Source organism: Streptomyces cacaoi (genome assembly GCF_006539165.1).
In the GTDB taxonomy this organism is placed as follows: Bacteria; Actinomycetota; Actinomycetes; order Streptomycetales; family Streptomycetaceae; genus Streptomyces; species Streptomyces cacaoi.
Genome location: NZ_BJMM01000046.1, coordinates 25,078 through 43,929, shown reverse-complemented (window position 1 = coordinate 43,929; position 18,852 = coordinate 25,078). Strand labels below are relative to the sequence as shown.

At 75.6% G+C, this 18,852-nt stretch carries 19 protein-coding genes; 9 read left to right on the top strand and 10 right to left on the bottom strand.

Going from position 1 to position 18,852, the window contains the following annotated elements; translation table 11 throughout:
- Nucleotides 1-114: 114 nt before the first annotated feature.
- The gene (locus SCA03_RS37355; RefSeq protein WP_312000843.1) at nucleotides 115-198 is read right to left on the bottom strand and encodes a putative leader peptide; all 84 of its coding nucleotides are present in this window, start codon (nucleotides 196-198) and stop codon (nucleotides 115-117) included.
- 257 nt (nucleotides 199-455) lie between these two features.
- On the opposite strand from SCA03_RS37355, the gene SCA03_RS28780 reads away from it, so the two are divergent.
- Nucleotides 456-893 (top strand): SgcJ/EcaC family oxidoreductase, encoded by a 438-nt coding sequence (locus tag SCA03_RS28780; protein WP_086817289.1) that lies wholly within the window; start codon nucleotides 456-458, stop codon nucleotides 891-893.
- Nucleotides 894-1,025: 132 nt separating this feature from the next.
- Here SCA03_RS28780 and SCA03_RS28775 read toward each other — a convergent pair whose 3' ends face one another.
- The 3 genes from SCA03_RS28775 to SCA03_RS28765 form a co-directional block, all read right to left on the bottom strand.
- A complete protein-coding gene (locus tag SCA03_RS28775; protein ID WP_086817287.1) occupies nucleotides 1,026-1,634 on the bottom strand; it encodes a GNAT family N-acetyltransferase in 609 nt (202 codons plus the stop codon).
- A gap of 55 nt (nucleotides 1,635-1,689) precedes the next feature.
- On the bottom strand, nucleotides 1,690-3,537 hold the full coding sequence (locus SCA03_RS28770; protein ID WP_086817284.1) for an ABC-ATPase domain-containing protein: 1,848 nt from the start codon (nucleotides 3,535-3,537) through the stop codon (nucleotides 1,690-1,692).
- Between the two features lie 232 nt (nucleotides 3,538-3,769).
- A complete protein-coding gene (locus tag SCA03_RS28765; RefSeq protein ID WP_086817282.1) occupies nucleotides 3,770-4,618 on the bottom strand; it encodes a helix-turn-helix transcriptional regulator in 849 nt (282 codons plus the stop codon).
- A gap of 86 nt (nucleotides 4,619-4,704) precedes the next feature.
- Between SCA03_RS28765 and SCA03_RS28760 the strand changes: the two genes are divergently transcribed.
- Nucleotides 4,705-5,598, top strand: coding sequence for an SDR family NAD(P)-dependent oxidoreductase (locus SCA03_RS28760; RefSeq protein WP_086817280.1), 894 nt, complete (start codon nucleotides 4,705-4,707; stop codon nucleotides 5,596-5,598).
- 104 nt (nucleotides 5,599-5,702) lie between these two features.
- On the opposite strand, the gene SCA03_RS28755 is transcribed toward SCA03_RS28760, so the two are convergent.
- Both SCA03_RS28755 and SCA03_RS28750 read right to left on the bottom strand, forming a co-directional pair.
- Nucleotides 5,703-6,173 (bottom strand): GNAT family N-acetyltransferase, encoded by a 471-nt coding sequence (locus SCA03_RS28755; RefSeq protein WP_051857053.1) that lies wholly within the window; start codon nucleotides 6,171-6,173, stop codon nucleotides 5,703-5,705.
- A gap of 132 nt (nucleotides 6,174-6,305) precedes the next feature.
- Nucleotides 6,306-7,697: a serine hydrolase domain-containing protein gene (locus tag SCA03_RS28750; protein WP_086817278.1), complete on the bottom strand. Its 1,392-nt coding sequence runs from the start codon at nucleotides 7,695-7,697 to the stop codon at nucleotides 6,306-6,308.
- 414 nt (nucleotides 7,698-8,111) lie between these two features.
- Here SCA03_RS28750 and SCA03_RS28745 point away from each other — a divergent pair, with 414 nt between their 5' ends.
- The 4 genes from SCA03_RS28745 to ku all read left to right on the top strand — a co-directional run bounded on the left by SCA03_RS28745 (nucleotide 8,112) and on the right by ku (nucleotide 11,250).
- Nucleotides 8,112-8,693, top strand: coding sequence for an O-methyltransferase (locus SCA03_RS28745; RefSeq protein ID WP_086815366.1), 582 nt, complete (start codon nucleotides 8,112-8,114; stop codon nucleotides 8,691-8,693).
- A 337-nt stretch (nucleotides 8,694-9,030) separates the two neighbouring features.
- Complete coding sequence (locus tag SCA03_RS28740; protein WP_030886165.1) at nucleotides 9,031-9,414, top strand: RNHCP domain-containing protein; 384 nt, start codon at nucleotides 9,031-9,033, stop codon at nucleotides 9,412-9,414.
- Nucleotides 9,415-9,471: 57 nt separating this feature from the next.
- Nucleotides 9,472-9,903 (top strand): RNHCP domain-containing protein, encoded by a 432-nt coding sequence (locus tag SCA03_RS28735; RefSeq protein WP_030886163.1) that lies wholly within the window; start codon nucleotides 9,472-9,474, stop codon nucleotides 9,901-9,903.
- Nucleotides 9,904-10,113: 210 nt separating this feature from the next.
- Nucleotides 10,114-11,250 (top strand): non-homologous end joining protein Ku, encoded by a 1,137-nt coding sequence (ku, locus tag SCA03_RS28730; RefSeq protein ID WP_086815367.1) that lies wholly within the window; start codon nucleotides 10,114-10,116, stop codon nucleotides 11,248-11,250.
- Nucleotides 11,251-11,526: 276 nt separating this feature from the next.
- Here ku and SCA03_RS28725 read toward each other — a convergent pair whose 3' ends face one another.
- Together SCA03_RS28725 and SCA03_RS28720 are read right to left on the bottom strand one after the other, a co-directional pair.
- Complete coding sequence (locus tag SCA03_RS28725; RefSeq protein ID WP_086815368.1) at nucleotides 11,527-12,765, bottom strand: cytochrome P450; 1,239 nt, start codon at nucleotides 12,763-12,765, stop codon at nucleotides 11,527-11,529.
- 249 nt (nucleotides 12,766-13,014) lie between these two features.
- Complete coding sequence (locus SCA03_RS28720; RefSeq protein ID WP_230988976.1) at nucleotides 13,015-14,319, bottom strand: ROK family protein; 1,305 nt, start codon at nucleotides 14,317-14,319, stop codon at nucleotides 13,015-13,017.
- Nucleotides 14,320-14,449: 130 nt separating this feature from the next.
- Between SCA03_RS28720 and SCA03_RS28715 the strand changes: the two genes are divergently transcribed.
- Nucleotides 14,450-15,808 (top strand): sulfatase family protein, encoded by a 1,359-nt coding sequence (locus SCA03_RS28715; RefSeq protein ID WP_030893840.1) that lies wholly within the window; start codon nucleotides 14,450-14,452, stop codon nucleotides 15,806-15,808.
- Between the two features lie 24 nt (nucleotides 15,809-15,832).
- On the opposite strand, the gene SCA03_RS28710 is transcribed toward SCA03_RS28715, so the two are convergent.
- Nucleotides 15,833-16,282, bottom strand: a complete 450-nt coding sequence (locus SCA03_RS28710) for an NUDIX hydrolase (protein ID WP_086815370.1) — start codon at nucleotides 16,280-16,282, stop codon at nucleotides 15,833-15,835.
- Between the two features lie 73 nt (nucleotides 16,283-16,355).
- On the bottom strand, nucleotides 16,356-17,306 hold the full coding sequence (locus SCA03_RS28705) for a beta-ketoacyl-ACP synthase III (protein WP_030893845.1): 951 nt from the start codon (nucleotides 17,304-17,306) through the stop codon (nucleotides 16,356-16,358).
- Nucleotides 17,307-17,629: 323 nt separating this feature from the next.
- Between SCA03_RS28705 and SCA03_RS28700 the strand changes: the two genes are divergently transcribed.
- Together SCA03_RS28700 and SCA03_RS28695 are read left to right on the top strand one after the other, a co-directional pair.
- Nucleotides 17,630-18,235 carry a TetR/AcrR family transcriptional regulator gene (locus SCA03_RS28700; protein WP_030893847.1) on the top strand — a complete coding sequence of 202 codons (606 nt, stop codon included), beginning with the start codon at nucleotides 17,630-17,632 and terminating at the stop codon, nucleotides 18,233-18,235.
- Nucleotides 18,236-18,303: 68 nt separating this feature from the next.
- Nucleotides 18,304-18,762: a GNAT family N-acetyltransferase gene (locus SCA03_RS28695; RefSeq protein ID WP_230988979.1), complete on the top strand. Its 459-nt coding sequence runs from the start codon at nucleotides 18,304-18,306 to the stop codon at nucleotides 18,760-18,762.
- The last annotated feature ends 90 nt before the right edge of the window (nucleotides 18,763-18,852 follow it).

The following is an 18,852-nucleotide window of genomic DNA, read 5'->3' as shown; positions in this document are numbered from 1 at the left end:
GAACCGGCCTGCGTACAGGCACAGTTGGCGTTCAGGGAGAAACGGGGGGCGCACCCGCGGCGGTGGGGGTGGGCCGGGCTCGCTACGAGCGGGGGATCGGCGGTGCTGTGACTGTCAGCCCGCCGGACAGATGGCGCTGGACACGCGAACGAGGTCGACGTGGCGTCGACTCACCAAGGCGATTCCAGCGCGAGACATGGAGGAAGCCTCGCACGCACGTCTGAGCGCAGTCCACTGTTATCCGTATGCTGAACATTGGCGTCTCGCTTTGTGGACTCCTGTGTCTCTGGGCGCCGGTCGGGGTCTCGCGCCGCGGTGCGCGAACCGCACGCTCCCCTGCCCCCGGCCCGTGCGGTACGTGCCACCGGCCGGGCTCCGCTTGTCCTCACGCGTCGGGCGGGCGGAGAATCAGGGCGCCTCCGGTCGGCAGCCGACGCCCAGCAAAGGAACCGCTCATGTCCAACCGTCCCCGTACCGACGCCGGTTCGGACGACACAGGCGCCGCCGCACACGCCGAGGAGACGGCACGCATCAGGGAACTGCTCGCCGAGCTGGAAGCGGCCTTCGCGCAGGCCGACGCCGAGCGGTTCGACGCGCCCTTCACGGCCGACGTCGTCTTCACCGCGGTCGACGGCGCGCGGTTCGTCGGCTGGGAGGCCCTCCACGCCTACCACCGGGACCGGCTGAGCACCCCGACCGACGCCCTCACCACGTGGTACGAGCTGGAACACATCAGCTTCCCCGCGCCCGACGTCGCCGTGGTCGCCCTGCGGCAGCCCATCGAGGTGGCCGGCGCCCGCCGCGCCAACGTGGGCACCTGGACGCTGGTCAAGCGGGACGGCTCCTGGTGGGTCTGCGCCGCACAGAACACGGGGGTCGCCGCGGGCGCCTGACCGCCGCCGAGGCGCCCGGTCGCTCCGGGCGCGCGAGCGGTTCCGTGCGGTTCCGCGTGCGGGACCTCCGTGTGCGCGGGAGCCGGGTCCGGGGCCGGTCGGCGGCGTGGAAGGTGCCCGCGACGGTGGGCGTCAGGCTCCGGGCCAGGGCCCGGGGGTGGGGACGATCGGCTCCTGTTCCGTCTCGGTGCGGTAGACGCGGAAGCCCCGCCGCCGGTAGTTGGCCAGCGCGTGCTCCCCGTCCTTGCTGCACGTGTGCACCCACACCCGCTTCGCGGGCGCGGCGCCCTCCCACCGCTCGGCGATGTCCCAGGCCCGGGCCACCCCGTAGGAGAGCAGATGTCCGCCGATCCGGCGCCCCCGGAAGGCGGGCAGCAGCCCGAAGTAGGCGATCTCCGTGTCCCCTTGGGCGCTGTCGGCCCCGTTCAGCTCGATGAACCCGGCGGGTGTGCCGTTCTCGTACGCCACCCAGGTCTCCACGAGGGGCCGCTCCAGATAGGCGGTCCAGCGTGCGTACGTCCACGGCAGCCGGTCGGTCCAGGTGATGTCGGCGCCCACGGAGGCGTACAGGAACCGGCTGAACTCCGGGCTCGGCACTCCCGCCCGCACGATCCGCACGCCGTCCCCGCCGTCCCCGCCGTCCGCGGCGCCCCTGGCGCTCTCCGGCTCCCGCGCGGGGACGAGATCGGCGGGGGAGGTCTGCTCCAGGTACCACGTGGTGACGGTCTGCGTGTCGCTCATGGCCGACAGCCAACCACGCGGCCGGGCCCCGCGGCGGTGCGGGGCCCGGCGGCCGTCAGCGACGCAGCATGCGCAGGCCGCGCACCCGGTTGACGGCGGCGGCCGTCTCGAAGCGGCGCGGTGCGGCGAAGTCCTCGTCGCGGACGGTGAGAAGGGCGGCGGTGGCGTCCTCGGCCAGCTCCTCGTCCAGCAGGTCCAGCGCCTCGGCGAGGGTGCGCCGGCCGTCCAGATGGCCGCGCCGGACCATGAGTTCGAGCGCCAGGCCGATGCCGGTGACCTGCCGCGGGTCGGCGATCTGCTCGACGGCGCGCAGATCCACCTCGTGGTCGCCGAAGGAGAGGACGTCCTCGCCGCGCGCCCGGATACGGGGCCTGCCGCGTACCTCGGCGTCGAGGGAGGCGGGGTCGGGCACCCGGGCGACGACCCCGGGGAACGCCTCGGCCTCCGCGCGCCGCCCGGTGGGCACGGCCGCGATCTCGTGGGCGCGCGCGGTGACGTCCGAGGGCCGGTAGGCGTCCAGCATGACGACCCGGTCCGCGACCTCCAGATAGTCCCCGGAGCCGCCCATGACCAGGACGGACGAGACGCCGTGGTCGCGGTGGAGGGAGCGGATGGTGTCCACCAGCGGGGTCAGCGGCTCGCGGTCCTTGGCGACCAGGGTCTGCATCCGGGCGTCCCGGATCATGAGATTGGTGGCGGCGGTGTCCTCGTCGATCAGCAGCACGCGGGCGCCGGCCTCCACGGCCTCGCACAGGGACGCGGCCTGCGAGGTGGAGCCGGAGGCGTTCTCCGTCGAGAAGTCCGTGGTGTCGGAGCCGTCCGGCAGATGGTCGACGAAGGCGTGCACGTCGACGCGTTCCACATGCCGGCCGTCCTCGGCCCGCAGCTTCACCGTCTCGCTCCGTGAGACGACCAACTCGCGGCCGTCGCCCGGCACATGGTCCCAGATGCCGCTCTCCAGGGCCCGCAGCAGCGTCGACTTGCCGTGGAAGCCGCCGCCCACCACGAGGTTCACCCCCTCCGGCACCCCCATGCCCGAGACCCGGCCCGCGTGCGGCAGCTCCACCTCGACACGCAGCTCCTCGGGCGACTCGAAGCGCACGATGCCCGAGCCGGTCGCCGGACGGTCGTCCACCCCGCTGCGGCGCGGCAGCACGGCACCGTCCGCCACGAAACCGACCAGCCCGAGCCCGGGCAGCGCCTCACGCAGCGCCACCGAGTCCTCCACGGTCTCGATGAACCGGCGCACCTCCTCCGCGTCCGACGCGCCGTGGCGCAGGGCCCGTTCGGCGGTGCGCGGCAGCACCTGGCACAGCAGCCGCTCGGCCTCCCGCGCGTCGATCCGGCGGCCCCGGCCGGGCAGCGCGGCACCGAGCCGCAGCGTCACCCCGCCGTCCGCCGCGTCCACACTGCACGAGCTGCGCGCCAGCACCTCCTGGCCGCCCGCGTCCACCCGCAGGGCCCGCTCCCCGCGCACCGCCCCGGCCGCCTGCCGGGCCAGATACGACGCCAGGGCCCGCCGCCGGGTCGCCGTCGACCACAGATCCTCGGGGAAACCCGCCTGCCCGGCCGGCACGTGCAGCGCGACCCGGGCCGGCGGCGCGTACGGGTCCGACTGCGCCCGCACCAGCTCCAGCACCGTCCCGCCGGGCAGCTCCCACCGCCCGACCAGGCCCTTGTACCGCCCGTACTGGGCGCCTTCGAGCCCGCGCAGCTCCTCGGCCAGCCCCCGCCGGAGACCGGACGCACGGCGCGGCGCACCCTCGCGGCCCCCGCCGTGCCCCCGTCCGCCGTCGCCGTACGGCCGGCCGCCCGAGGCGCCACGCCCGTACGGCCGCCCGCCGCCGTGCCGCCCGGCCCCCTGCCGGTCGCTGCCGCCGTGGCCCCTGGAACGCTCCCGCACGCGTCTGCCCCTCCGTTCCCGGCGCCCTGGTCCCGGCGCCGCTCGATCGTCTCGCGGGACGCGACGATACAGAACGGACAGTTCGCCGCGGCGCTCCCCGGGGGCCGCCGCCCGCACCGGCACCGGACCGCCTCCCGCACGGCGGGGCCGGGGGCCGTCCGGCCCGGGTGCGCGCCCGCCCCGCCCGGGTGCGGTCCGCCCGCCGCCCGGCGTCGTCACCGGGCGGCGGTGTTCAGTGCGTGGCCCGCGGAGCCGGCCCGAGAACGTCGAGGAGGGCCAGGGCGTCGGCGGCGGGGGAGCCCGCGGGTGCGCTGTAGAGGACGAGGTACTGGTCGCGGTCGGTGAGCGCGAGCGCGTCGCAGTCGAGGGTGAGCCGGCCGACGGCCGGGTGCTGGAAGGTCTTGGTGAACGCCGGACGGGCCTGGACGTCGTGCTGCTCCCAGAGCCGGGAGAACTCCGGTGCGGCGCCGCGGAGTTCGTCGACGAGGCCGGTCACCGCGGGGTCGGCCGGGTAGCGGGCGAGGGCGGAGCGGAGCTGCATCACGGCCTGCCGGCGGAACTCGGCGAGGTCGACGAGCCCGTACGGCGTCCCCTCGCCGTGCGGGGGTTCGAGGAAGGCGCGGCGCGCGAGGTTGCGGCCGGCGGCGGGGAGCGGCGCGAAGTCCTCCATGAGGGCCGCCGCGAGGCGGTTCCAGGCGAGCACCTCGAACACGGCGGACATCACGAACCCGGCCGTGCGCGGCATCTGTTCGAGGAGGGCGAGGATGCTGGGGCGCACCTCGCGCGGGTGCAGCCGGGCGCGGGGCGGCGCGGCGCCCGCGAGGACGTGGAGGTGGTCCGTCTCGGCGTCGGTGAGGCGCAGCGCGTCCGCGATCCCGGCGAGCACCTCGCCGGAGGGCCGGGGCGCCCTGCCCTGTTCGAGCCGGACGTAGTACTCCGTGGAGATGTGCGCGAGCACCGCGGTCTCCTCGCGGCGCAGCCCCGGAGTCCGGCGCCGCGGCCCGGTGGGGAGGCCGACGTCCTGCGGGCGCAGCCGCTCGCGGCGGCTGCGGAGAAACGCACCCAGCTCCCGTCTGTCCATCCGTCCAGTGTGCACACCGCGCGGCGGCGGATCCTGGTACCGGTTGTGCCTGCATCCGGCCGGGCGGCCGGGCCGAGGCTGTGCACATGACGAACGACAGGAACAGCAGGGGCAGTACGGGCACCACAGGTGTCACAGGCATTACAGGTACGACGGGCGCTACGGGCGCTACGGGCGGCGCCGGGGCGCGGGGAGGCGGGGGCGGCGCCGGGGGCGCACCCGTCGGACTGCTCACCGGCAAGGTCGTGCTCGTCACCGGCGCCAGCCGGGGCATCGGGGCGGCGGCGGCCCGGCTGTTCGCCGCGGAGGGCGCAGCCGTCGTCCTCGCGGCGCGCGGCACCGACGCCCTCGAAGCCGTCGTCCGGGAGATCCGCGCCGGCGGTGGCGTGGCCGACGCCGCCGCCCTGGACCTCGCCGACCGCGAGAGCGTCCGCGCCGTCGTCGGCCGTGTCGAGCGGCTGCACGGCCGGCTGGACGGCGCGTTCAACAACGGCGCCGTCCCCCAGCGGGGGTTCGGCCCGGTCGAGACCACCAGCGACGAGGACATCGACGAGCAGTTCGCCGTGAACTTCCGAGCGCACTGGACCGCGATGACCGCCGAGGCCGCGCTGATGCGGCGGGGCGGTGGCGGGGCGATCGTCAACACCTCCAGCATCGGCAGCCGCCGGGCGAACCCCGTCCTGCCGGCGTACGGCGCCATGAAGCGCGCGCTCAACAGCCTCACCGAGACCGCCGCCGTGAACTGGGCGGCGGACCGGATCCGGGTCAACGGCATCACGCCCGGCGGCACATCGACTCGGATGATCGATGCCTGGGAAGCGGCCACCCCCGGCATCATCGAGCAGATGACCGCGACGATCCCGCTCGGCCGGATGGCCGAGCCCCGGCAGATCGCCGAGGCCGCCGCGTGGCTGCTCAGCGACCGGGCCTCGTATGTGACCGGCGCGATCCTGCCGGTCGACGGTGGGGCCGGGGCCTGACGAACCGTCCCCCGGGCCCGGCCCGGCGCCCCGCCTGCCCCTCGGTGTCCCGCGCGACGGCTGCCGCCACGCCTGCGGTGTGTGCCCGCCGTCCGTCCGTCCGGCTACGCCCCGGCTCCTTCCGTGCCGGTCCGGCCCGGCCCGGCGGCGTGCAGGTCGAGCTCCATCAGCTGGGCGGGGTCGGCGCAGGGGGTGAAGCCCGCCTTGGCGTACACGCCGTGCGCGTCCGCCGTGGCCAGCAGGACGCGTTTGACACCGTGCGGGGCGAGGTGCGCCCGGACCGTGTGCACCAGCCAGGTGCCCAGGCCGGCGCCGCGGTGGTGGGGCGGTACGTAGACGTCGCAGAGCCAGGCGAACGTCGCCCGGTCCGTGACGACGCGTGCGTAGCCGGCCAGATCGCCGCGGGGGCCGAGCACACCGAAGTTCAGCGAGGCGGCCATCGACCGCTCGACGGTCTCCCGGCTGCGCCCGAGCGCCCAGTACGCGTCGGTCGACAGCCAGCGGTGGACGAGGGCGGTGTCGATACGGCCGGGATCGGTGGTGATCTCGTATCCGTCGTCTCTGCGTACGGTCACGGACGCGATCGTAGTGCCGCGCGGGGGCCGTGACCCCCCGGAAGCCCCCGAAAAACCCCTGAACAACCGGGCACACGGCGGCAGTTGGGGCGCCACGGCTTCTCCCTCCGGCTCCTGCCCGAGGGGCGCTGCTCAGCCGGGCAGGCCGCGCCAGCCCTCCGGGTCCACCCCGCCGGGGACCGGTGCGTCCGGCCCGTAGGGCTCCCGGGTGAAGACGAAGGAGCCCAGGTCGAGATGGCCGGGGCGGCCGTCCGGGGTGCGTTCGACGCGCAGGGTCTCCCCGGTGTGGTAGCCGTCCAGCGCCCGCCAGGTGCCGTCCTCCTCGGGCCGCAGCCGGGTGGCGCGGCCCGTACCGGACAGCGGCGCCAGCTCCAGGAAGCGCTGGGCGCACAGCCGCAGGCCGTAGGGGGCGGCGCCCCAGTACCAGGTGCCGGTGAGCGCGAGGAGGGCGGGATCGGCTTCGCCGGCCGGCAGCGGCGTCCACGGGTCGGGCAGGCGCGGCTCCAACTCGGCGAGGAGCCGGAGCAGATCGGCGGCGACGCGGGTGACGGCGGGTCCGGAGGTGGCGTTGGTGAGGACGACGGCGCCGGAGCGCTCCTCGTCGTCCAGCCACAGGCCCGCCAGGAACCCCGGCATGGAGCCGCTGTGCCCGACGAGGACCCGGCCGCCGGCGCCGGCCAGCTGGAGCCCGAGGCCGTAGGCCAGCTGCCCGTCGGCGGGGGCGGCGCCGGAGGCCGGCTCGCGCATCTCCGCGGTCGTCTCCGGGCGCAGCACCTCCGGTACGGCCCCCGTCAGCGCATGGCCCCAGCGGCACAGATCGGCGGCCGTGGACCACAGTTGGCCGGCCGGGCCCATGACGCCGGTGTCGGTCTCCGGTTCGGGCTGGAGCACGTCGGCCCACGGGTGCACGGCCCAGCCGCGGGCGTGCGGCGCCTCCGGGTGCGGCGCGGTGGCCGTCATACCGAGCGGGTCGAGGAGTTCCGTGGCGAGGACGTCCTGCCAGGGGCGTCCGCGCAGCCGGGCGACGAGAGCGCCCAGGAGCGCGTAGCCGGGGTTGGAGTAGTGGAAGCGGCGGCCGGGCGGGTGCCGGAGCGGGTCGGGGTCGAGGATGTCGGCCAGCTCCGGCCGGTGTGTCCCCGGCGTCCGCTCCCACCAGGGCCCGGGCGTCTCCGCGGACAGCCCGCCGGTGTGGGCGAGGAGTTGGGCGACGGTGAGGTCCTCGGTGCCGGGCGCGGTCTGCGGCAGATGGGTGCCGAGGGTGTCGGCCAGGTCCAGCCGGCCCTCGTCGCGCAGACGCAGGACGAGGGCGGCGACGAGGGTCTTGGTGATCGAGCCGATGCGGTACTGCGTGGTGGGCCCGCAGGGGCCGGTGCCGCGTGCCGCGGACCACACGGGGACGCCGTCGCGGAACAGGGCCGCCGTCATGGAGGGCGCCCTGCCCTCGGCCTGCGCGGTGGCCAGCCGGTGGAGGAGCGCGTGCGCGGTGGAGGGGAGCAGCGTGTGGCCGGGTGCGGCTGCGGTCATGTGTTCCGGTCTCCCTGCTTCTCGGCGTCTCCCGCCGTCTTCACCGTTCTTCGCCGGTTTTTCGCCGGCCTGTCGCCGGTATTTCACCGGTTTTCGCCGGTTCTTGTCGTTCGCTGCCGGTTCCTGCCCGGCCTCGCCGGTTCTCGCCGCCCCGCCGCGCCCGGCGGCTCGTGGCCGTGCCGGCCGCCTCGGCCTGTGCGGCCCGGCTCCTCCGGGGCCCGCGCGGCCTGCACGGCCGTCGGCGATCCTGGCCGCGGCACGGGCTCCCGTGCGTCCCCGGCATCGTAGAGCCCGCCGGGCGCGGGGCCGGGAGCCGGGTGCGCGCGGGCGGGCGGGCGCAGGCGGCGTGCGGGGGCGGGCGGACCGTGGGCGGACGTAGGCTGCCGGAGGATCCGGGCCGGGGAGGGGGTGAGCATGGACGGTGAGCTGAGCGCACTGCGGGACGCCCTGTACGCCGAAGGGCGGGAGCACGACGCGCCGTTGGCGGACCGGCTGCTGCGGCGGCGCAACATGACGCCCGCGGCGGCCGCCCTCGTCGCGACGCTGATCCGGGTGCAGGGCGGCACCGCCGTGCTGGAGATCGGCGCGTCCAACGGCTACGCGGCGCTCTGGTTCGCCGAGGCGGTGCGGGACACCGGCGGCCGGCTGACGACCGTCGACGTGGACGCCGCACGGGTCGCCGAGGCCCGCCGCAACCTGGAACGCGGCGGCCTCGCCGGGTACGCCGAGGTCCGGCACGGGGACGGCGGGGCCGTGCTGGAGCAGACGCCCGCCGGCTCCCTCGACCTCGTCGTCCTCGACGCCGAGCGGCCCGCCTATCCCGGCTATCTGCCGGCGCTGCGCCGCTCCCTGCGCCCGCACGGTGTGATCGCCGTCGACAACGCCGTCAGCCACCGCGACCAGGTGCGGCCCTTCGAGCAACTGCTGCGTGCCACGGGCGAGTTCGCCGTCGAGGTGCACGAGGTGGGGGACGGCGTGCTGACCGCGGTGCGCTGAGCGCAGCGGGCGGTCCGCCCCCGGGAAAAACCGCTGGCGACGGTGCCGGGGGCTGGTTACGCTCTGCCGTGTTCTGACCCCGACCGGGCCGTGTGCCCTGGAAGAAGTGTCTATGCCCCGGATCGCGCCGAGTGCGCCTCACGCCGCGTAACCATCCGCTGTCCCCTGCCACGCCGCACCCCGCGCGCGGCGGACCGGATGTGAACTCCGGTGCACGGTCCGACGCCCGTGCTCCGGCCGCCCGTCGGGGCGGCGGAGCGCTGTCCGGCTCACGACCGCCGAGGACGCTCGGCCGGCTCTTGCTGTCTGCACACACTTCTCAGCAAGGAGCACTCCGGTGTCCCATGACGAGCACGCCCGTCAGGGCGGCCTCAGCAACACCCTGAAGGTCGACACCTTCACCTGTGTGTGGTGCGGTCTGACCGTCTCCACCTTCGCGGCCGAGGGGATCCGCCGCGAGCACTGCCCCTCGTGCCTGCACTCCCGGCACGTCACCGACCATGTCGAGGGCGGACCGAGCGACTGCGGCGCGCGGATGACGCCGATCGCCATCGCCGTGCTGCGCACCGGCGACTGGCGGGTCGTCCACCGCTGCGTCCGTTGCGACGAGCTGACCTCCGACCCGGTCTGCGCGGACGACAACCAGCTGATCCTGATGCGGATCGCCGTCCGGCCACTGGCCCAGCCCCCGTTCCCGCTCGAAGCGTTCGGAACGCTGTGAACGGCGGACGGGAGCGGACGGGAACAGGGAAGCGGCCCGCAGGACGGGGGGACGAGGATGCCTCGGCGTACGAGCGCCCGTGACGGGGGCCGGTCCCGGCCGCGTCGGCCGCAGCGGCACAAGGACGTGCCGTACCGGTACGGCGGGCACCGGGAGCGGGACTTCCGGTGCGTGGGCTGCCGGCTCGATGTGCCCGGGCAGGCCCCGGGCACCGCGCACCGCAACCACTGCCCGCACTGCCTGGCCAGCCTGCACGTGGACGACCGCGTGCCGGGGGACAGGGCCGCCTCCTGCCGCGGCCGGATGGAGGCGTTCGGGCTGTCGGTGCGGCCGGACGGCGAGTGGATGCTCATCCACCGGTGTCTGGCCTGTGAGGAGCTGAGCGCGAACCGGATCGCCGGGGACGACAACGTCCTGGCACTGGTGCGCCTCGCGCTGGCTCCGCTGCGGGATCCCGGCGTCGCGGGGCGGGTGCTGCTCACGCTCTGAACGGCCCGGCTCCGCGGGGGCGGTCCGCCTCCGCGCCACAGGGCGCGCGGGCGGACCGTCCCGCCGCCCCGGTGTCCGCCTCGTCACGGTGTGTCGCGCCGGGGCGGCGGCGGGCGCCGGGGCGGCCCGATGACTTACCGCGCGGTAGACGGGAAGTCGGGGAGAAGCCGCCGGTGAGAAGCGTCGGTGAGGAGAGCGAGGTGCGCCCGGATGGCACGGCCGATCTGGAGCGGGGTGATCAACTTCGGGCTGGTCACCGTGCCCGTGCAGATGTACACCGCCACGCAGGACCACACGATCCACTTCCGTCAGCTGCAACGCGGCACCAGCGACCGGGTGCGCAACAAGCGTGTCAACGAGCGGACGGGCAAGCCGGTGGACTACGACGACATCGTCAAGGGCTACGAGGTCGCCGACGGCGAGTACGTCGTCGTCGAGCCGGAGGAGCTGGAGGAGATCGCCCCCGGCAGATCGCGGGCCATCGACGTCTCCGGCTTCGTCCAGCTGTCGGACATCGACCCCGTCTACTTCGCCCGGCCCTACTATCTGGCGCCGCGCGGCGAGGAGTACACCAAGCCGTACGAGCTGCTGCGCGCGGCGCTGGCGGAGCGGGGGAAGGTCGGCGTGGCCACCTTCGTCATGCGCAACAAGGAGTACCTCGTCGCCCTGCGCCCCCAGGACGACGTGCTGCTGTTGCAGATACTGCACTGGTCCGACGAGGTGCGGGAGCCGCAGGAGGAACTGCCGTCGCTGCCGGAGCAGTCGGACACGGCCTCGGCCCGCGGCCAGGAGCTGCGTACCGCGGAGCAGCTGGTCGACACGATGACCGTCGACTGGAATCCGGAGGACTACGCCGATGTCTACGAGGACCGGGTGCGGGAACTGGTGGCGGCCAAGGCCAAGGGCGAGGAGGTCACCTCCGCCGAGGAGCCGCCCGAGGCCACGAACGTCATCGACCTGAGCGAGGCGCTGGCGCGCAGCCTGGAGCAGGCGCGCGGCGAAGGCGGCGCCGAGGAGGGCCGCGGGGGCACCGGCCGGGCCGGTGGCGGGAAGAAGAGCGCCGGGCAACGGCAGCGGTCGCGGCAGAGCACCGGGGAGAAGCGGGGCACCGGACGGAAGCAGGGCGCCTCGAAGGAGCAGGGGAAACAGGGCGCTTCGGAGAAGCGGGGGAAGCAGGCCCAGCAGGGCAAGCGGGGCAGCGGTGGTGCGCGGGAGCGGCTGGCCGACCTCAGCAAGGACGAGCTGTACCGGCGGGCGACCGAGCGCGGCGTCCCGGGGCGCTCGTCCATGAACCGTGCGGAGCTGGTGGAGGCGCTCGGCGGCGGGGGCGCCGGGAAGGCGGCCTGAGCCCCGCCGGTACCGGGGCCGGCGGCGTGTGCTGCCGTGGCGCCTGCTGCCGGTGCCGGGGTGTCGGCCGGGGGTGCCTGCCGCCGGTGCCGGGTGTGGACCTGCCTGCCGTCGGTGGGGCGTTGACCCGCTTGCTGCGGGGGTGGACCTGGGTGCCCGCTGCCGGTCGCAGGGCGTCAGCCCGGGGCATCTGCTGCCGTGGCCGGGGTGTCGACCGGGGGCCTGTTGCCGGGCCGGGGCGTCGGCCCGGGGGCGCCGGCCCCGGCGGCAGGGGCGTCAACCCGCGGCGGGCGAGCCGGTGTTGCCGTCGAGGGTCACCCGCATGTCGCGTATCTCGTAGGCGCCGAGGTTGTCCTTGCGGCCGACTCGGGGTGTGGACACCAGCCGCAGTCCGGGCTCGGCGAAGAGGCGGGTGAGGAAGATGTCCGACTCCTGGATGGCGATGTGCGCGCCGGGGCACTTGTGCGGGCCGCCGCCGAACGAGAGGCCGTAGGCGTCGGCGCCGTCGGCGGTGGCGCGGGCCGGGCAGACCTCACCGGCGCGCGGGCCGACGGCCGAGGCGTCGGTGTTCGTCCGGTCGAGGCGTATCTCGACGAGTGCGCCCGCCGGGACGGTGACCGGTCCGGTGCCCGCGGGGTCCGCTCCGTCGCCGCCGGCGGGGATCTCCAGGTCCTCCGTGGTGCGCCGCCACAGGCTGGTGACGGCCGGTTCGAGCCGGAGGATCTCGTGCAGGAGGGCCGTCCGCCCGGCCCGGTCGGCCGACCGGTACTGCTGGAGCAGCTGCTCGTCGTCGAACAGGTGCCAGGCGGCGACGTTGACGAACTCCCGGGTCGTGACCATGCCGGCGGCCGCGAACGTCAGGCACTCGGCGAGGATCTCCCCGGCCGAGCAGCCCTCGTCCAGCAGATGGGAGACGAGGTCGTCGCGGCGCCGGTGGCGGCGGGCCCGCACGGCCGGGCGGACATCGCCGAAGTGCATCCGCAGCCAGGCCGAGTTGCGCAGCATCATGAAGCGCAGACCGCGCAGGCTGGTGAACCCCGGCTCGCCGAACTCGTCGGGGAAGAACCGCTCCAGGCGGCGCATCAGCCCGGGGCGGCTCTCCGTCAGGCCGATCACCTCGGCGGCCACGTCGACGGCGAGCCGGAAGCTCAGCTCGGACAGATCGGCGCTGCCGGCCGCCCGCAGCCGGGCGATCTGCTCGTCGGCGACGCGCTCCATCATGCCCCGGTAGTGCTCGGCGACCCGGCGCGGAGTGAAGTACCGGGCGGTCTGCCGCCGGTGCTCCCGGTGCTCGGGCCCGTCCCGGTACAGCACGGGACGGCGCACCGAGGAGGGCAGCTTCTCCACCATCTCGATCCCGAGGCCGGCCTGCACCGTGCCGGTGCTGCGCAGCACGGCCCGGCCGGCCGCGTAGCCGTCCACCCGCCAGACGCCGTCGGCGTCGCGCCGTACCGGGCAGCCGCCCCCGAGCGGCCCGGCCACCACCTTGCGCGCGTTCGGCTCCTGTTGGCCCACCCGGGCACCTCCTCTTCTCCCGGGCCCGGCGCGGGCCCGTACGGCATGCCCCGCGGCGCGGCGCCGACGAGGCACGGTGCGTCGACGGCCGTGCGGGGCAACGGCGTTGCGGAGTCGCGCACGGCCGCCGCGCCCCGGGCGCGGTCCGTGCGGCGGGACCGGGCCGGGGCCGGGAGTCCGGCCGCGCAGCGGCACCGTACGCGGTCCCCGTCGGCGCGTCACCACCGCGGGGCGGAACCGTGCCGGGCCTCAACATCCCGGCGCGGGCCGCAGATCGGTGAGGTACCGGGCCTCGGCGTGCTCCAGTGCGAGGCAGACGGCGCCGGTGACGACGGCCTCGTCGCGCAGCGGCGAGGCGGCGATCCGGGGCACGGCGGGGACGAGCCGGGCGACGCGCCGGCGCAGCGGCTCCAGCAGCACGTCCCCGGCCGCCGCCACCGCGCCGCTGACGACGACCAGCCGGGGAGCCAGCAGCATCGACAGGGTCGCCACCGCGTGGGCGGCCGGGGCGAGCATCCCGTCCAGGAGGCGGGGTGCGGCGGTGTCGCCGGCGCGGACGGCCGCGAACACGGTCTCGGCGTCCACCCGCTCCGGTGCGCCGCCGGCCAGCCCGTACAGCACGGCCCCTGGTGCGCCGGGCGCCGGCCGGCCACGCGCGTCGGCGAGTTCGGCGACCAGCCGCGCACCGTGGGCGCGGGCGAGCGCGCCGATGCCGTCGTCCGGGGAGGCGCCCGCCGGCAGGTCCCGCGCGGCGTCCGGCATGAGGGCGAGGAACCCCAAATCGCGGGCGCGGTTGTGGGCGCCGCGCAGCAGCGTGCCGCCGACGAAGGCGCCGACGCCGAGGCGTTCCCCGGCCAGCAGACACACGGTGTCGTCGCCCTCCGGGTCGTCGCCGCCGTCGTGGCCGTCGGAGCCGCCGCCGGCGGCCAGGCCCCGGCGGCGTTCGGCGAGCGCGGCGAGGTTGCAGTCGTTCTCGACGACGACGTCCGGCCCGAACTCCTCGGCCAGCGCGGTGCGCAGGCCCGCTCCGAGGAATCCGGGGATGCCGGTGCGGGTGTGGACGGCGCCGTCCGGGTCGACGGGGCCGCTCGTCCCGGCGCACACGGCCAGCAACCGGTGTCCGGCGAGCCCCGCCTCGTGCACGGCGCCGAGGGCGCATTCCCGGACGAGGGCGAGGCGTTCGGCGGCGGGCAGCCGTGGATCGGGGACGGTGCGCGCCGCCCGGGCGACCACCTCGCCGCGCAGATCGGCGAGCCGGGCGCGGACGGTGCGGGCGCCCACGTCCAGGCCGAGGACGTGACCGGCGTCGGCGCGGAACGCGAAGACCCGCGAGGGCCGTCCGCGTGCGCCGGTGCCCCCGCCGGACTCCGTGGCCCAGCCGAGCCGGACGAGCAGCTGTGCGGCGGCCAGCACGGTGGGCCGCGCCATGTCCGTACGGGAGACCAACGCGCTGGAGGACAGGGCGGGTTCGGCACGCAGCGCCGTCAGCACGCGTGCGGCGTTCAGCCGGCGGACGAGGGCCGAGTCCGCGATCTCTCTTGACCCGGGGGACACGGGTTGCCACTCTAGCCGCACGGCTTTTATAAGACCCTCTGCTGAAAGCCGTCCCGCGCAACTCCCTCCGTATGCGGCCCCTTTGACGTCCGTATGCGGCCCTCCCGGCGAAGTGAGGCGTGATGACTCCGTGACGAACCCGGACGCGAGCAGCGGCCGGCCGCGCACCGGCCACCCCGACGTCCTGGTCTTCCTCACCGACCAGCAGCGCTGGGACACCACCGGCACACACGGCAATCCGCACGGCCTCACCCCCGTGCTCGACCGGCTCGCCGCCCGCGGCCTGGACGTCGACCGGTCCTTCACCTGCCAGCCCGTGTGCGCCCCGTCCCGCGCCGCGCTCCAGACCGGCCGGTACCCCACCGACACCGGCGTCTTCCGCAACGCGCTGCCGCTGCCGCCCGGAACCCGCACGCTCGCCCACCACTTCGGCGCCGCCGGCTACGAGACCGGCTACATCGGCAAATGGCATCTGGCCGGCGACGAGCACACCGGACCCGTCCCCGAGGAGCTGCGCGGCGGCTACGACCACTGGCTGGCCGCCAACCTTCTCGAATTCACCTCCGACGCCTACCAAACGACGCTGTACGACCGGGACGGCGCCCCGCACACCTACGACGGCTACCGCGCCGACGCCCTCGGCGAGGCCGCGCTGGAGTGGATCCGGCGGGAGCGGGAGCGCCCGTTCTTCCTCTTCCTGTCGTTCCTGGAGCCGCACCACCAGAACTCCCGCGACGACTACCCGGCGCCGCACGGCTACCGCGAGCGCTACGCCGACCCCTGGACGCCGTCCGACCTGACCGCGCTCGGCGGCGGCAACGCACCCGAGCACCTGGCCGGTTACTACGGCATGGTCCGGCGGCTGGACGAGGTGCTCGGCCGTATCGTCGACGCGCTGGACGAGCGCGGCACCCTGGACGAGACGGTCATCCTGTTCACCTCCGACCACGGCTGCCACTTCAAGACCCGCAACGACGAGTACAAACGCAGCGTGCACGATGCCTCGGTGCGGGTACCGACCGTGCTGCACGGCCCCGGCTTCCACGGCGCGGGCCGCCTGCCGGAGCTGGTCAGCCATGTCGATCTCCCGCCGACCCTGCTGGACGCGGCCGGGCTGCCCGTGCCCGCGCGGATGCAGGGGCGCTCCCTGCTGCCCCTGCTGCGGGGCGGTGCGGAGCCGCCCTGGCCCGAGGAGGTGCTCATCCAGGTCAGCGAGTCGGAGGTGGGCCGGGCCCTGCGCACCGGGCGCTGGAAGTACGGGGCCGTCGCCCCCGGCGCCGACCCCTGGCACGACGCCTCCGCCGGCCACTACACCGACGCCTACCTCTACGATCTGCACGCCGACCCGGACGAGTTGACCAACCTCGTCGGCGAACCCGCACTCGCGGACGTCCTCGACGGGCTCCGTGCGCGCCTGGCCGACCGGATCGCCGCCTCCGGCGAGCCCCGGCCGCTGATCGGCCCGGCCGCCGGGCAGCGGGGGCACTGAGGCCGGCGGCGACGGCCTCGTGGATCAGTTCCCGGGCACGGCCGGACCCGGCGGCACCGGCGCGGTGCCCAGGCCCAGCAGCGGCAGGACGTGGTCGCGGACGGCCGGGGCCAGCGCCGGGCCGCCGGGTGCGCCGTCGATCCAGCGCAGCGCGGCGAGTTCGGCCGCCGGCTCGGGACGCCCGTCCAGCCGGGCCCGGAAGACCGTCATCCGCATCGGCACGCCCTCCAGCGCGGCCTCGGCGTGCACCTCGGTGAACGGGGTCACCTCCAGCGGGCCGACGCCCAGCTCCTCGCGCAGCTCCCGCTCCAGCGCCTCCCTGGCGCTCTCGCCCGGCTCCGGCTTGCCGCCGGGCAGATAGAACACCTCGGGCGCCGCCCGCTTGCTGACGACCAGCAGCCTGCCGTCCTCCACCACGGCAGCGGCGGCGACGTGCAGAACGGGGGCGGAATCGGCGGTTTCGCTGTGGTGCATGCCCCGATCCTCGCAGGCGGCCCGGACGGCCGAGCCGGGCCCCCGGCCGTGCCGCGCCCTCGCCCGCCCCGGCTCAGGGGCAGCGCACGACCTGGCCCGCCCAGGACAGCCCGCCGCCGAAGCTGAGCAGCAGCACCGGGTCGCCCGGCGCGAACCGGCCCTCCTCGACCAGCTTGGACAGCGCCAGCGGAACCGAGGCCGCCGAGGTGTTGCCCGAGCCGACGACGTCCTGCCCGACGACCACCCGCTCCGGCAGCTCCAGCTCCCGGACGAGGGCCTCGATCATGCGCAGATTCGCCTGATGGGTGACGACGCCGGCCAGCCCGTCCGGGGTGAGCCCGGCCCGCTCACAGGCAAGCCGGGCCAGCTTCGGCAGCTCGGAGGTCACCCAGCGGAAGACGGCCTGCCCCTCCTGCTCGAAGTGCGGCTGCCACGCGCCCTGGAGCCGCACCAGATCGCGCCGGCTCGCGTCCGAGCCCCAGACGACCGGGCCCAGACCGGCGTCGCCGGGGTCGTCCGTGGCGCTGATCACGGCGGCGCCCGCACCGTCCGCGAGGAGCACACAGGTGCTGCGGTCCGTCCAGTCGGTGACGTCCGACATCTTCTCCGCGCCGATCACCAGCGCGTGCCGGACGGCGCCCGCGGCGAGCGAGTGCCCGGCGGAGGCGAGGGCCGTGCAGAAGCCGGCGCAGCCGTTGTTGAGGTCGTAGGCGACGGGGGCCGCCAGGCCCAGACGTCCGGCGACCTCGGCGGCGGTGCTGGGGCAGCGGTCCCGCGCCGAGCAGGTCGCCACGACGACCATGCCGATGTCGGCCGGGTCGACGCCCGCGGCGGCGAGCGCCTTGCCGGCGGCCCGGGTGGCCAGATCGGCGACGGACTCGTCGCGCGCGATACGCCGCTCGGCGATCCCCGTCCGCCGTCGTATCCAGGTGTCGTTCGTCTCGACGAGGCGCGCCAGATCGTCGTTGGTGAGCACGTGCTCGGGCTGGTGGTGCCCGAGGGCGGCGATACGGGTTCCGGACAGAACTGGGCTCACGGGAGGGCTCCTGGCGAAGACGACGGGACGTGCCGCGCGGGGGCATGGGCCGCCCGGCGCGGAAGGCACGGCTTCGGCGGGTCCGCCGCGGCGGACCGCGGGAACGCCGCGCACAGCGGGGGCACGGGGCCCGCGGGGTGCTCAGCCGCACCGAGCTGTGCCGAGCGGCGCCGAGCGTGCTGAGCAGCGCATACCGGCGCCGAGCAGCGCTGAGCGGCGCCGACCACCACCGAGCGGCGCTCGGCGGTGCCGGGAAGAATAGCAACCGACCGATCGGAAGTTAAATGGGGCGGGGTGGCTAGGATGAGGCCATGAGCCCACGCAGGTCCGCCGCCGAGTCCCGCAGGACGCGGGAGAAGATCATCGAGCGCAGCGTCGCGATCGGCTCCGTCGAGGGGCTCGAAGGGCTGACGATCGGCCGGCTCGCCACCGACCTGGGCATGAGCAAGGCCGGGGTACTCGGCCACTTCGGCAGCAAGCAGGCGCTCCAACTCGCCGCGCTGCACGGCGCCTCGGACCTGTTCACCCGGCTCGTGTGGGAACCCGTCGCCGAACTGCGCCCCGGGCTGCGCCGGCTGCGTGCCTTCTGCGAGGAGTGGATCCGCTACCTGGAGCACGAGCGCACCGTCTTCCCCGGCGGCTGCCTGTTCGCCACCGCCTCCGTCGAGTTCGACGCGCGCGGCGGCCCCGTGCACGACGCCGTCGCCCGCTATCTGCTGCGCGGACGCCGGCTCCTCGTGCAGGATCTCCGCGTCGCCGTCCGGCAGGGCGAACTGCCGCCCGAGACCGACCCCGAACAGCTCGCCTTCGAGATGCAGGGCCTCTACATGGCCCTCAACCAGGAACTCCAGCTGTTCGCCCACGCCCTCGCCCCGGCCCGCACCCGCCGCGCCCTCGACCGGATGCTCGGCTCGTGACCCCGGAACCCGGCCGCACCGTGCCGGTCACCGCGCCGGTCACCGCGCCGGTCACGGCGCCGGTCACCGTGCGCGTCGCGGAGGACGGCGACTTCCCGGGCTTTCTGCGGCTGGCTGCCGAGGTCGAGCACTGGTTCGGGCCCATGGTCGAGGAGCCCGGGTTCCACGAGGCGCTCCGCGGCCATCTGCGCCGGGGCGCCGCACTCCTCGCCGTCGACGCGGCCGAACAGCCGCTGGGCGGGCTGCTGTTCGGCTCCCGGCCGCCGCGCCACCACGTGCACTGGCTCGTCGTCGCCGGGCCCGCGCGGGGCCGGGGCGTCGGCCGGGCACTGCTGGACGACGCGGTGCGCCGGTTCGTGCGCGGGCCCGGCACCCTGGAGGTCGTCACCTTCGGCGCCGACCACCCCGGTGCCGTCGCCTCTGGCGCCCGCGCCTTCTACGAACGCCTCGGCTTCACCCCGGCCGAACCCACCGATCCCGGACCGGAAGGCGGCTCCCGCCAGGTGTTCCGCCGGACGACGGGCTGACCACGGGCTGACGACGGGCTGATCACGGGCTGACGGAGCGGGCCACCGGGCGGACGACGACCGGCCGCGCGCACCCGCGCGGCGCCGGAC

Coding starts and splice junctions, on each gene's coding strand:
- SCA03_RS28700 (WP_030893847.1), top strand. CDS start 17,630: ATGAGCCCACGCAGGTCCGCCGCCGAGTCCCGCAGGACGCGGGAGAAG.
- SCA03_RS28745 (WP_086815366.1), top strand. CDS start 8,112: ATGGACGGTGAGCTGAGCGCACTGCGGGACGCCCTGTACGCCGAAGGG.
- SCA03_RS28735 (WP_030886163.1), top strand. CDS start 9,472: ATGCCTCGGCGTACGAGCGCCCGTGACGGGGGCCGGTCCCGGCCGCGT.
- SCA03_RS28780 (WP_086817289.1), top strand. CDS start 456: ATGTCCAACCGTCCCCGTACCGACGCCGGTTCGGACGACACAGGCGCC.
- SCA03_RS37355 (WP_312000843.1), bottom strand. CDS start 198: ATGTCTCGCGCTGGAATCGCCTTGGTGAGTCGACGCCACGTCGACCTC.
- SCA03_RS28775 (WP_086817287.1), bottom strand. CDS start 1,634: ATGAGCGACACGCAGACCGTCACCACGTGGTACCTGGAGCAGACCTCC.
- SCA03_RS28750 (WP_086817278.1), bottom strand. CDS start 7,697: ATGACCGCAGCCGCACCCGGCCACACGCTGCTCCCCTCCACCGCGCAC.
- ku (WP_086815367.1), top strand. CDS start 10,114: ATGGCACGGCCGATCTGGAGCGGGGTGATCAACTTCGGGCTGGTCACC.
- SCA03_RS28760 (WP_086817280.1), top strand. CDS start 4,705: ATGACGAACGACAGGAACAGCAGGGGCAGTACGGGCACCACAGGTGTC.
- SCA03_RS28710 (WP_086815370.1), bottom strand. CDS start 16,282: ATGCACCACAGCGAAACCGCCGATTCCGCCCCCGTTCTGCACGTCGCC.
- SCA03_RS28765 (WP_086817282.1), bottom strand. CDS start 4,618: ATGGACAGACGGGAGCTGGGTGCGTTTCTCCGCAGCCGCCGCGAGCGG.